General features: G+C 56.1%; 9 protein-coding genes. 6 read left to right on the top strand and 3 right to left on the bottom strand.

The window, feature by feature from the left end:
• Positions 1–187: 187 nt before the first annotated feature.
• Entirely contained in the window at positions 188–1540 is a 1353-nt protein-coding gene (gene yegD / locus ACOTZC_RS14680) for a molecular chaperone (RefSeq protein WP_163353995.1), read from the bottom strand.
• Positions 1541–1670: 130 nt separating this feature from the next.
• On the opposite strand from yegD, the gene alkA reads away from it, so the two are divergent.
• Positions 1671–2543, top strand: coding sequence for a DNA-3-methyladenine glycosylase 2 (alkA, locus tag ACOTZC_RS14675; RefSeq protein ID WP_163353994.1), 873 nt, complete (start codon positions 1671–1673; stop codon positions 2541–2543).
• On the opposite strand, the gene ACOTZC_RS14670 is transcribed toward alkA, so the two are convergent.
• Entirely contained in the window at positions 2508–5837 is a 3330-nt protein-coding gene (locus tag ACOTZC_RS14670; protein WP_348586289.1) for a diguanylate cyclase, read from the bottom strand. The genes alkA and ACOTZC_RS14670 overlap by 36 nt on opposite strands.
• Positions 5838–6180: 343 nt before the next feature.
• On the opposite strand from ACOTZC_RS14670, the gene udk reads away from it, so the two are divergent.
• The 3 genes from udk to asmA all read left to right on the top strand — a co-directional run bounded on the left by udk (position 6181) and on the right by asmA (position 9368).
• A complete protein-coding gene (udk, locus tag ACOTZC_RS14665) occupies positions 6181–6822 on the top strand; it encodes a uridine kinase (protein ID WP_008500855.1) in 642 nt (213 codons plus the stop codon).
• Between the two features lie 91 nt (positions 6823–6913).
• The gene (gene dcd, locus ACOTZC_RS14660) at positions 6914–7495 is read left to right on the top strand and encodes a dCTP deaminase (RefSeq protein WP_023312408.1); all 582 of its coding nucleotides are present in this window, start codon (positions 6914–6916) and stop codon (positions 7493–7495) included.
• Between the two features lie 22 nt (positions 7496–7517).
• Complete coding sequence (asmA, locus tag ACOTZC_RS14655; RefSeq protein ID WP_023312407.1) at positions 7518–9368, top strand: outer membrane assembly protein AsmA; 1851 nt, start codon at positions 7518–7520, stop codon at positions 9366–9368.
• 109 nt (positions 9369–9477) lie between these two features.
• Here asmA and ACOTZC_RS14650 read toward each other — a convergent pair whose 3' ends face one another.
• Entirely contained in the window at positions 9478–11061 is a 1584-nt protein-coding gene (locus ACOTZC_RS14650; RefSeq protein ID WP_023312406.1) for a TerC family protein, read from the bottom strand.
• A gap of 692 nt (positions 11062–11753) precedes the next feature.
• Between ACOTZC_RS14650 and ACOTZC_RS14645 the strand changes: the two genes are divergently transcribed.
• Complete coding sequence (locus tag ACOTZC_RS14645) at positions 11754–12893, top strand: polysaccharide export protein (RefSeq protein WP_014170829.1); 1140 nt, start codon at positions 11754–11756, stop codon at positions 12891–12893.
• A 6-nt stretch (positions 12894–12899) separates the two neighbouring features.
• Positions 12900–13343 (top strand): low molecular weight protein-tyrosine-phosphatase Wzb, encoded by a 444-nt coding sequence (wzb, locus tag ACOTZC_RS14640; protein ID WP_023312405.1) that lies wholly within the window; start codon positions 12900–12902, stop codon positions 13341–13343.

The following is a 13343-nucleotide window of genomic DNA, read 5'->3' as shown; positions in this document are numbered from 1 at the left end:
TTCGGGGAATGATACTAGTTTAGTCAGCTAACACAGCGGAAAAATGGAGGAAATATGGAAGACTGTCAGGAATGGTCTGAATGGAGGTAAACGCAAAACGGCAACATCCGTTGCCGTTTTTGGTGTTTTCGCCCTCTCCCTGTGGGAGAAGGCCGGGGTGAGGGCACCAGACCGCACCGCAACAATGCTAGCTAAACATCACCTGCGCCCAGCGTGCCAGACCTGCGGTGACGGAGCCAAAGTCATCCCCACCGGCAATGGGAATGCCCGGCAGCTGTTCCGCCAGCGCTTTCTTGATCAGGGGCGAGCGGGCGCTTCCCCCGGTCAGGTAAATCACGTCCGGCTTCTCTTTGCCGTTCTCCAGCGCCAGCTGCACCTGCTCCAGAATACGCTGCAGCGGCTGCGCGAGCGCCGTCTCCAGCCCATCCTGGGAAATCGCGGTAGCCAGATCGTCGCTGATATACGGCAAGGAGACCTCATGCTCAGCGCGGTCGGAAAGGGCAATTTTGCTCTCTTCGGCAGTGCGCACCACGCGGTAGCTCAGGCGCTGACGCCACACTTTATACAGCAGGGCGACTTTTTCGGCGTCCTGCGCGTCGCGCACCAGATCGTTAAGGAAGCGGCCGTTGGCGGTGCTGTAAAAATCACTCTGCGCAGGCACGTCATTAATGGCAATCGCGTTCCACCACGGCAGGATCGGCAGGGCGATACCTTTTTCGGTTTGCCCGCCCATGCCGAGCAGCGGCATCAGGCTCTTGAATGCCAGCGCGATATCGAGATCGTTACCGCCTACGCGACAGCCGCTGTGCCCGAGCAGGCTATTTTCACGATCGCGTCGGTTATGCCACTGCGGCCCCATCAGCAGCAGCGAGCAGTCCGTGGTGCCACCGCCGATATCCACAACTAATACGCGCTTCTCTTCCGTCAGCGTGGCTTCAAAATCCAGCCCTGCGGCAACCGGCTCGTACTGGAACACCACGTCGCGGAAGCCTGCGCGGTGCGCCGCGCGTTCAAGGATCCCCTGCGCCTGCTGGTTGGCCTCGTCGCCGCCCAGCCCCTGGAAGTTGATCGGGCGGCCAATGACCGCCTGGGTAATCGCATCGGAAACCTGCGTCTGCGCCTGATTGCGAATATGCAGCATCATCGCGCACACCAGGTCTTCGAACATCGCCACCTGCTGCGGCTTCAGTCCGCTGGCGCCGAGGAAGGATTTTGGCGACTTAACGAAGTAAACCTCTTCAGGATCTTCAATGTAGTGCCCGAGCGAAGAGAGGCCGAACTGCACGCTGGACGGCGAAACGTCGATGTCTTCCTCACGGTTAAAGCTGACCGCCCGGCGCAGCAGCGCCTGGGTCTCCGCCGCCGTGGCCGGAACCTGATGGTGGCGGAACAGCCATTCGCTTACCGCTTCACGCGTCGGCGCGCAGAGCATTGACGGCAGCAGCGTGCTCTCTTTTTCCATTTTCAGAAGCTGTGGCTGTCCGTTTTGCATAATCGCAACCGAGCAGTTTGCCGTACCGTAGTCGAATCCAATAAACACGATGAATCCCCATGCCAGTGAGAAGGGGCGAGACTTTAACGAAATGTCTTCATGGCGACAACAGGAATATGAAAGCAAGGCGAAACAGGACCTTTCCGTTTATGCTGTGGAGAACCCAAAAGGAGAGACGATGTACACCCTGAACTGGCAACCCCCTTACGACTGGCAGTGGATGTTTGGCTTTCTCGGCGCGCGTGCTGTGACGAGCATTGAAACCGTCACACGCGACTACTACGAGCGCAGTTTTGCCTATGAAGGGCATCAGGGGATATTTCGCGTAACGCCGGATATCGCCACCCATACGCTGACCGTGACGCTCAGTCCGGGGTTAGTTCCGGTTGCGCAGACGTGCCTTGAACGCATCGAGCGCCTGTTCGATCTCGCCTGTAACCCGCAGCACATCGCGGATACGCTGGGCGATCTCGGTGCTGCCCGGCCGGGCTTGCGTTTGCCAGGGGCGATGGACGCGTACGAGCAGGGCGTACGGGCGATCCTCGGGCAGCTGGTGAGCGTGGCGATGGCGGCGAAACTGACGTCGCGCGTGGTGGCGCTGTGCGGTGAGCCGATCGCGGATTGTCCGGGGTATCTCTGTTTCCCCACGCCGGACGCGCTGGCGGCAGCGGACCCGCTGGCGCTGAAGGCGTTGGGCATGCCGATAAAACGCGCGGAGTCGTTAATTCATCTGGCGCAGTCGGTCATCGACGGGACGTTTCCGCTTTTCCCGCCCGAGAATATTGAGGCCGGGATGAAGGCGCTACAGCAGCGGCCGGGGATAGGGCGCTGGACGTCAAACTACCTGGCCCTGCGCGGCTGGCAGGCGAAAGATGTCTTTCTGCCGGATGATTATCTGATTAAGCAACGCTTTGCCGGGATGACGCCCGCGCAAATTCGGCGTTATGCCGAGCGCTGGCAGCCGTGGCGCTCTTACGCGCTGCTGCACATCTGGTACACCGACGGCTGGGCACCGTCAGTTGATGGCGAAATAGCTGGTGTTGAGCAGTAGATCCAGCGGCTGCGGCTCGGCGATGGTGTCGCCATAGATAAAATCAATGCCGATGCCGGAGAGCGTATCCATCATGATGGGCTGATTGCACGGGCCCGCGATGGTTTTCATCCCCAGACGCTGGGCGTGGCCCTGCACAATGGTCACCATCATCTCATCCATCAGGTTGCCATACACGTTGCTTACCACCTCCGCGTCCAGCATCAGATAGTCGGCCATATTGGCGGTCAGGTGGGTGAAGACGTTCATGTCGCGACCCACCTGGCTGAAGATCACGCGGCAGCCCTCCTGGCGAAGCTTTTGCAGACTCCGCTGCAGGTTTTTATCCGGGCTGCACACCACGTCGGCAGAGATAACCAGATGCAGGAGACGGCCCGGCATCGGGCTTTTATCCAGCAGGTCGAGAAGTTCATCGACCAGCGTTACGCTGGCTAAACCGGCCTCAGAGAGCGGCAGCGCCACTCCCATGCCTTTACTGGCGATCTGGGCGGCTGAGGTGCGGAAAAACTCGCTAAAGATCCGTCTGTCGAGGGCATGTAAAAGCTCAGGCTCTGCCAGGCCCGAGCGGAAGGCATGCTCCTCCTGGACTTCGCCCTGGCTGGTCCACAGGCGTAACGACAGCAGCCAGAAATTACTGCTTTCCGGGATGCGCGGGGAGGCGACGCTGCGGGCAATCATCATCAGGTGATTGTCTTTAATCATGTGCCATTGTTCATCAAGCGACATCATGCTGCGCGTGTTGTGATCCCGCTCCTGCTGGGGTTCGTAAACCGTCACCATGCCGCGCCCGCTGTTTTTCGAGGCATAACAGGCTATATCCGCCTGCGACATCACCTCCGACGCCTGATGGTTATTTTCATCAATCAGCGTGATGCCTGCGCTGGCGCCGATCCGGTGCAGACGGCCTTCCCACATAAAGTGATAGTCATTGATCGTGTGGATCAGGCGCCCGGCGATATAGCGCGCGCTTTCAATATTGCAGTCCGGGAGCAGTAATCCGAACTCATCCCCACCCAGACGCGCCAGCACGTCGCTGGAGCGAAGCATGGTCAACATCAGCGAAGAGAGTTCCCGCAGCAGGGCATCGCCCGCCGCATGGCCTGCCGTATCGTTGACGGCTTTGAAGCGATCGAGATCGATAAAGACCAGGGCATGACGCTGGCGCGTTTCGCGAACGGTCTGCAGGAGGCGTTTGAGATGATTTTCGAAGCTGACCCGGTTTGCCAGATGGGTCAGGGCATCGTGGGAGGCGCTGTAGCTCAGCTGACGCAGCATTTTGCGCGACTCGGTCACGTCCTGAATCACGATAACCGAGCCAATATTCTGCCCGTCCAGCGTGCTGAGCGGCGTAATGCTGTAGTGAATATCAAAATTACCGCCGGTACGGCAGTTCAGCACCACGTCCTGATCGATATCGGAACGGGACATATCGCCGCTATGAATATTCTCCATCAGCGGCCCTTTTTCACCAAAGGTGATGTGCAACACCTTCAGGATCGGCTGGCCGATAGCCTCGGTCTGCAGCCAGCCGCTCATTTTCTCGGCCACCGGGTTCATAAAGGTGACGTTCATGTTGATATCGGTACACAGCACCGCTTCACCGATGGAATCAAGGGTAATGTGCAGACGCTCTTTTTCCTGGAAGAGGGCCTCGTTGAGCTGCTTCACCTCGGTCATATCCATGTTGATACCGAGCAGCCGTTCGACTTCACCCTGCTTATTGAGCACCCGGTTCGCCAGGGAGCGAATATGGCGCACGCCTTCCTTCACGCGGATGCGAAATTCCAGCTTAAACGGCAGGCGGGAAATCAGCGAGTCCCGCAGCACCTGCTCGGCGTGGGCACGATCTTCCGGCAGCATCGTGTCGTGCCAGAGCTGCCAGGTAGGCTTGATGTGCGGCGGGATTTCATATAGCTCAAACATCCGCTTGTCCCAGCTGATAATGTCTGGCTCCAGATCCCACTCCCAGATGCCGATGCCGCCCGCTTCGTTAGCTAGCGTAATGCGCTCCATCAGGCGTTTGTTGACCCACTCGGTCTGCTTCAGGTCGTTAATGTCTTCAATCTGGGCGATAAAATAGAGCGGCGAGCCGTCGGCATGGCGCACGACGGAGACGGCAAGAAGCGCCCAGACTACTTCCCCGTTGCGGGTGTAATAGCGCTTCTCGAGGGTATAGGTATTGATGTCGCCGTTGACCAGCTGTTCGAGCTGTTCCAGGTCGGTGTGCAGATCTTCCGGCCAGGTGAGCTGCTGGAAGGTCAGCGACTGGAGCTCCGTCTGGCTGTAGCCGAGGAAATTGCACAGCGCCTTGTTAGCCTGCAGCCATTTGCCCTCAATGCTGACCAGCGCCATACCGATGGCGGAATACTCCATCGCATTGCGGAAGCGCTCCTCGCTTTCGGTGATGTGCTTGCGCTCTGCGCGGAAGGCGTACATCACCATGGTCATGACGTTGGCAGGCAGGAGCAGCATCAGGAACGGCAGCCAGGGGGCGTTTAGCATCGCCCCGACGTGCTGGGTTGTCAGCGCCACCGGGTTTTGGGCAATCATCAGCGACACAACCATCACGGTGACCAGAAACACCAGGAACGCTTCCATTCGCGGCAGGCGAACGGCGCTCCACATAAGCAAAACGATAACGCAGGTGAAAGGCCACGGCAGCCAGGTGATGGCTGCCCAGCTGAGTGCCAGCGTTACGGCCAGCGTGGTCAGGGTTTCCAGGAGCAGTCTCGGGTCACGGTGGCGCAGCAGATAATGCGGTTTAAATAACAGCCCCAACGGAACCACCGCCAGTGCGCCAATCGCTTCGGACAACACCCAGACGAAGAAATTACGCAGGGGTTCAGGGCCGGGCGCCAGCAGAGACACCAGGACGCCGCCCACCAGCGGCGGTATCACTGCGCTGCCGATGGCCACGCGGATCCAGTCATTCAGATTCTGCAGCGGGTTGTACCACGGGAGCAATTTGCGAAGTAATAGCGCACCGGTAAAAGCTTCAACCACGTTAATTGAGGTGTAGGTGAGGCTTATCGATCCCCACGAAAACAGCATCCAGGTGGCCAGAATATTGCCAAACGAACAGGCCAGGGCGATTCCCGGCCACATTTTTCCTGCATGGCGGTAAAACGCCACCATCATAATGGCGGTGGGGAACCAGAGCGGGGCCAGCAGGGTGCCGAACCGGGTGAGCTCCAGGGAAAATAAGGTAAAGATAAAGGTGACCAGGCCCAGACAGACAAGTCGTATTAAAGGATGTGGGGTGGTAACCAAAACCCGCTGGTATTGTTTATTCATTACCGCTTTATCCAGAGACGCCATGCCGTCAGGGAAGATGTCCGAACGCGTGAATTAGATAATTTGGTTTATGCTAGTACAAACAATTTACAATTCATATGGTGACCGCTCAGAATTTGACACCACAGACTTATTAAATAGAGGCTCCGTGAAAAAAAACGGTTAAACGCTGAAAAAACGTTCATTTAAATTTCACTCAGGGAATAAAGCGCCACTTTTCGGCCAGTCTCGCAGAACCTGTGCTTTCGACTGGTATCACGCCCGCGAAATCCCTATAATTGCCGCGTTTGACGCTCCGGCGTCGTCCTTCCTTAACATCCAGGTTAATCAGGTCGCTAAATTTATGACTGATAAGTCTCATCAGTGCGTCATTATAGGCATCGCCGGCGCATCGGCTTCAGGTAAAAGTCTAATTGCCAGTACGCTTTATCGCGAACTGCGTGAACAAGTAGGTGATGAGCATATCGGCGTCATTCCCGAAGACAGCTATTACAAAGATCAATCCCATCTGTCGATGGAAGAGCGCGTCAAAACCAACTATGACCACCCAAATGCAATGGATCACAGCTTGCTGTTCCAGCATTTAGAAGCGCTCAAGAGCGGCCAGGCGATTGAGCTGCCCGTTTACAGTTACGTAGAACACACCCGCACCCAGGAAACCATCCGCATCGAGCCGAAAAAGGTCATTATCCTTGAAGGCATCCTGCTGCTGACCGACGCCCGCCTGCGCGAATCCATGAACTTCTCGATTTTCGTTGATACCCCGCTGGATATCTGCCTGATGCGTCGCATCAAGCGTGACGTGAATGAACGCGGCCGTTCGATGGACTCCGTCATGGCGCAATACCAGAAAACGGTCCGCCCGATGTTCCTGCAGTTTATTGAGCCATCCAAACAATACGCCGATATCATCGTGCCGCGCGGGGGTAAAAACCGCATTGCTATTGATATCTTAAAAGCGAAAATCAGCCAGTTTTTTGAATAAGCCGCGCGAATTGTGTACCGTTCAGAGATAACCTGGTTTTACCCTGAGCGCTTAACGCCTCAGGGTACGATGCATGAAAGGAGAAAGTGCCATGCGTCTTTGTGATCGCGATATAGAAGCCTGGCTGGATGAAGGCCGTTTGTCTATTACCCCACGTCCACCCGTTGAGCGTATCAATGGCGTGACCGTTGATGTGCGGTTAGGCAATAAATTCCGTACCTTTAGCGGCCATACAGCACCGTTCATTGACCTTAGCGGGCCGAAGGACGAAGTCAGCGCCGCGCTCGATCGCGTGATGAGTGACGAAATCGTAATCGATGAAGGCGAAGCTTTTTATCTGCATCCAGGTGAACTGGCCCTGGCGGTGACGTTTGAATCCGTCACCCTGCCTCCGGATCTGGTTGGCTGGCTTGATGGCCGTTCTTCGCTGGCGCGACTGGGGCTGATGGTTCACGTGACCGCGCACCGTATCGATCCTGGCTGGTCGGGGCGTATCGTGCTGGAATTCTTCAATGCCGGTAAATTGCCGCTGGCGCTGCGCCCGGGCATGATGATCGGCGCGTTGAGCTTTGAACCTCTGTCAGGCCCGGCAGATCGTCCTTACAACCGTCGGCAGGACGCAAAATATCGCGACCAGCAGGGCGCGGTTGCCAGCCGTATTGATAAAGACTGATCGTTAGCCCATTGAGGATGCCATGAGAAGAGTTCTGACAACGCTGATGATTTTGCTGGTGGTGCTGGTGGCTGGCCTTTCGGCGTTGGTTCTGCTGGTTAACCCCAACGATTTCCGCGCTTATATGGTGCGGCAGGTCGAGGCACGCAGTGGTTATCAACTGAAGCTTGACGGGCCGCTGCGCTGGCACGTCTGGCCGCAGCTCAGCATTCTCTCTGGCCGCATGTCGCTCACGGCGCCGGGGGCGGCCCAGCCGCTGGTGTCCGCAGACAACATGCGCCTTGATGTGGCGCTGTTCCCGCTCATTTCCCATCAGCTGCAGGTTAAGCAGGTGATGCTGAAAGGCGCGGTGATCCAGCTCACTCCGCAAACCGAAGCCGTGCGTGATGCCAGTGCGCCGGTTGCGCCGCGCGAAAATACTCTGCCTGATGATCCGTCCGATACCGGCTGGTCCTTTGATATCGGCAAGCTGAAAGTTGCCGATAGCGTGTTGGTTTTCCAGCATGAGCACCAGGAGCAGGTGACCATTCGCAACATTAATCTGCAGATGGAACAGGATGCTCATCATCTTGCGTCGCTGGAATTTAGCGGGCGCGTAAACCGCGATCAGCGTGATTTGACCCTGTCGCTGAATGCTAATGTGAACGCCTCAGACTATCCGCACCAGCTTACGGCAGACATCCAGCAGCTGAACTGGCAGCTGACGGGTGCCGATCTTCCCACCCAGGGAGTCACCGGGCAGGGAACGCTGCAGGCCGTGTGGCGCGAAGAGCAAAAGCAGCTGGAGCTGGATAATCTCAACCTGCAGGCAAATGACAGTAGCCTGAAGGGGCAGGCGAGCGTCACGCTCGAAGAGAAGCCGAAGTGGGTGCTGAATCTGCAGTTTGACAAGCTCAACCTGGAAAATCTGCTGCCGCCTCTGCCCGCCAGCGCCACGGACAGCGATGCCACGCAGACGGGGCAAAGCCAGGCACCGGTATCACGTCCGGTAATCTCGTCTAATCTCGATCAGCCTGACTATAACGCCCTGCGCGGGTTCACGGCGGATATTCTGCTGAAAGCCAATAGCCTGCGCTGGCGCGGCATTGATTTTAGCGACGTGAGCAGCCAGATGTTTAACCATAACGGTTTGCTGGTGATCTCCGAGCTGAGCGGAAAGATGGGCGCAGGCAGCCTCTCGCTGCCCGGCACGCTGGACGTCCGTAAAGACGAAGCCAGCGCCGAATTCCAGCCGCGTCTCGACAACGTTGAGATAGGCACCATCCTGAACGCGTTCAACTATCCGATATCCCTGACGGGGCAGTTGACGCTCGCGGGTGACTTCTCAGGCACGAAAATTGATGCCGATGCTTTCCGCCGCGAGTGGCAGGGACAGGCGCATCTTGATCTGAAAAATTCCCGTATGGAAGGGCTTAACTTCCAGCAGCTGGTGCAGCAGGCGGTCGAGCGCAGCAGCGATGTGAAGGCCCAGGATAACTACGACAGCGCCACGCGCCTCGACAGCTTCACCACGGACCTGACGCTGGACAACGGACAACTTACTCTCGACGGAATGCAGGGTACTTCTTCACTCTTATCAATGACCGGTGAAGGTAAGCTGGATCTGGTGAAAGAAACCGCGGACACGCGCTTTAACGTGCGCGTACTTTCCGGCTGGCAGGGTGAAAGCAAGCTCATCGACTTCCTGAAAGAGACGCCGGTCCCGCTGACCGTATACGGCAAATGGCAGGCCCTGAATTACCGTCTGGAGGTGGATCAGATCCTGCGCAAGCATCTGCAGGATGAAGCGAAACGTCGGCTTAGCGGCTGGGCGGAACGCAATAAAGATTCACAGGACGGTAAGGACGTTAAGAAGCTGCTGGATAAGCTTTGATGTCCGTTGCGCCGGGTGACGTTGCGGCCTGATGCCCTCACCCCGGCCCTCTCCCACGGGAGAGGGAGCAAACACTAAAAACGGCAACCGGGTTGCCGTTTTGTTTTACCTAAACCTCAAAATCCAGTTCTTCCTCATCCCGCAGCGGAATGAGCTGAACCTTCTGCACGCGATGGTTTTCAATCTGCAGCGTTTTGAGCAGATAGTCGCCCACCTGAACCTCTTCTCCCGGCTGCGGGATACGCTGCAAATACTCCATTAGCAGACCGGCGATAGTGTGATATTCCCGTTTTTCATCCAGCGGCAGCGGCACGTATTGCACCAGGTCTTCCAGCGGCATATGGCCGTTAGCCGTCCACGAACCGTCTGCGTTTTTCTGAATATCATGGCGGGCGTCAATCTCATCCACCTCGTTAGGCAGATTACCGGCAATGGTTTCCATCACGTCGCTGAGTGTGACCAGCCCTTCCACCGAACCAAACTCATCCACCACAAAGGCAAAGTGCGTGCGCGCGTTACGGAATTGCTCAAGGGCGGAAAGCAGCGGTAGTCCCTCCGGGAAAACCAGCGGCTGGCGGACCAGGACGCGCAGATTGAGCGCCTCGCCGTGCAGCTGCTGCTGGAGCAGGTCAATAACGTGCACCACGCCCAGCAGCTCCTCTTCCTCTTCACCGCCGGTCACTACCACGCGGGTGTGCTGGTTTTTATCCAGCAGGGCGCGAATATGCTCTTCCGGTGCCGTCAGGTCGATATGCTCAATATCGTGCCGCGAGGTCATGATGCTGCTGACCGTCCGCTGATTCAGATTAAGCACCCGCTCGATCATCCGTCGTTCCTGCGGGTCGAAGATCAGCCCGTCGCTGTGATCGGCCAGCATGGCGGAGGATTCGGCATCCAGCTCCGCATCCTCTTTCTTACCGCTTAGCAGGCGCATAACCGTGTCGGCAGTACGCTGACGCAGGGTCTGATTCGCGGACAGGAAGCGGCGGCGGTTAAATATCGCCAGCTGGTTAAGCGCTTCAATCATGACGGAGAAGCCGATGGCGGCGTACAGGTAGCCTTTCGGAATATGGAAGCCAAAACCGTCGGCCACCAGGCTAAAGCCAATCATCAGCAGGAAGCTCAGGCAGAGGATCACGATGGTCGGGTGACTGTTCACAAAGCGGGTCAGCGCCTTGCTGGCCATGACCATCAGCGTGATGGCAATAATCACCGCGGCCATCATCACCGCAAGGTGGTCCACCATCCCGACGGCGGTGATCACCGAGTCGAGAGAAAAGACCGCATCCAGCACCACGATTTGCGCCACTACCGGCCAGAATTTCGCCCCGCGGCGCTGGGTTGGATTCTCGCTGTCTTTGCCCTCCAGCCGCTCGTTGAGCTCCACCGTGGCTTTGAACAGCAGGAACAACCCGCCGAAGAGCATGATCAGATCGCGGGCGCTAAAACTCAGACCGTGGATGGAGAACAGAGGCTGTGTGAGCGTCACCAGCCAGGAGATAGAGGCCAGCAGCAGTAACCGCATCACCATCGCCAGCAGCAGGCCCGTCACGCGCGCGCGGTCGCGCTGGGAAGGGGGCAGTTTTTCAGCGAGGATGGCGATAAAGACCAGATTATCAATCCCGAGCACCAGCTCGATGACGACCAGCGTAACCAGCCCGGCCCAGATTGAGGGATCGGCAATCCATTCCATAGTAATAGCAATACCTTCTGTTATATGACGAATGTCACACTTCGATCATGGATAAAGCTGGGGGAAATTGCAATGCCGGGCTGAGATTTCTCTTAATACGACGGGTAATAAAGAGAGCATTCTCAATAGGGTGTAAATAAGCGAAATACGTATATTTAATTACAAGGAAGGCATTTTAGGATATATCGCAGGGACTGATTTTTACTCTTATTTTGTCAATATAAAGAAAATCCTAAAAGTTCAAAAATTTGCTCTTAATATTAATCTTAAAAACCAATATTAGGACAGTTGTCTCCTTGCCTGCTATTAGGTTAGCTGCAACAATTCTCCCAGCATCAAATGTTAAATCTCGGTGTTGCTATTAATGTTCTGTCTTCAGGGATGGTTATTCATTATCCGTCGGGTTTCTCAAGCGACTGATATATTTCCAGAAGACCTTGCTCAAGAGGGTGTCTATCCATAACACATTGTTTAGTCAGTGGATTGGTAACTGAAAGCCAAGGGCGGTAGCGTGCCTGAAAGCGTGTGAATCAGCCTCGATTATTCTGTCAATAGCCAATGGATGAATAAGCTTTTTTTAGGACTGATGCCAGTTATATTTCTATTTGATTAACTGCATGCTGAAACCCAATACGACTCGAGCTTATTTAAATTGCACAGGATAATTACTCTGCCAAAGTGATAAATAATCAATGATGAAATCCAAAATGAAATTGATGCCATTATTGGTGTCTGTGACCTTGATGAGTGGTTGCACGGTCTTTCCCGGCAGCAATATGTCAACAATGGGTAAGGATGTGATCAAGCAACAGGATGCCGATTTTGATCTCGACAAAATGGTGAATGTTTATCCACTTACGCCTCGTCTGGTCGAACAATTACGTCCACGTCCGAATGTTGCCCAGCCGAATATGTCGCTGGACCAGGAAATTGCGTCCTACCAGTATCGCGTGGGGCCGGGTGACGTGATCAACGTGACCGTCTGGGACCACCCTGAACTGACCACGCCAGCGGGCCAGTACCGAAGCTCAAGCGACACCGGTAACTGGGTGCAGTCAGATGGCACCATGTTCTATCCCTACATTGGTAAAGTCCATGTTGCAGGGAAAACGCTTGCCGAGATACGTAGTGATATTACCGGCCGCTTAGCGCAGTACATCGCCGATCCGCAGGTGGACGTTAATATCGCCGCATTCCGCTCGCAAAAAGCCTATATCTCCGGCCAGGTGAACAAATCCGGCCAGCAGGCCATCACCAACGTTCCTCTGACCGTACTGGATGCCATCAACGCCGCGGGCGGGTTAACCGACGGCGCCGACTGGCGCAACGTCGTGCTCACCCACAACGGGAAGGAGCAGCGCATTTCGCTGCAGGCGCTGATGCAAAACGGCGATCTGACCCAGAACCGCCTGCTCTATCCGGGCGACATTCTCTACGTGCCGCGCAATGACGATCTGAAAGTCTTCGTGATGGGTGAAGTGAAGAAACAGAGCACCCTCAAAATGGACTTCAGCGGTATGACGCTGACCGAAGCGCTGGGCAATGCTGAGGGTATCGATCTGACGACCTCTAACGCGACCGGTATCTTCGTTATCCGTCCGCTGAAAGGTGAGGGCAGTGCGAAAGGCAAGATTGCCAACATCTACCAGCTGGATATGTCCGATGCGACCTCTCTGGTGATGGCAACGGAGTTCCGTCTCCAGCCATACGATGTGGTGTATGTCACCACCGCGCCGGTTGCCCGCTGGAACCGTCTGATCAACCAGTTGCTGCCAACCATCAGTGGCGTTCGCTACATGACGGATACGGCGCGCGACATTCATACCTGGTAATCCGCGATGTTTAACAAAATTCTGGTGGTATGCGTGGGGAACATTTGCCGTTCCCCTACGGCTGAACGGTTGTTGAAACACTACCAGCCCGAACTGACCGTTGATTCGGCAGGGCTGGGTGCACTGGTCGGTAAAGGTGCCGATGAGCGCGCAACGAGCGTGGCGCGGGATCATCACCTCTCTCTCGACGGCCACGTGGCCCGCCAGGTCACTGGCCGCATGTGCCGGGAGTATGACCTGATCCTGACGATGGAAAAACGCCATATTCATGCGCTTTGCGATATCGCTCCGGAGATGCGCGGCAAGGTGATGCTGTTTGGTCACTGGGACAATGAACGTGAAATCCCCGATCCGTATCGCAAAAGCCATGAGGCCTTTGAGGCGGTTTACACCTTACTTGACCAGTCTGCCCAACAGTGGGCGCAGGCACTGAAAGTTCAGCAGGGATAA

The organism is Enterobacter cloacae complex sp. SHL009, assembly GCF_049237205.1.
Lineage (GTDB): Bacteria > Pseudomonadota > Gammaproteobacteria > Enterobacterales > Enterobacteriaceae > Enterobacter > Enterobacter cloacae_M.
The sequence above is the reverse complement of the archived record's forward strand: the minus strand, read 5'-3'. Positions and strand labels throughout refer to the sequence as shown.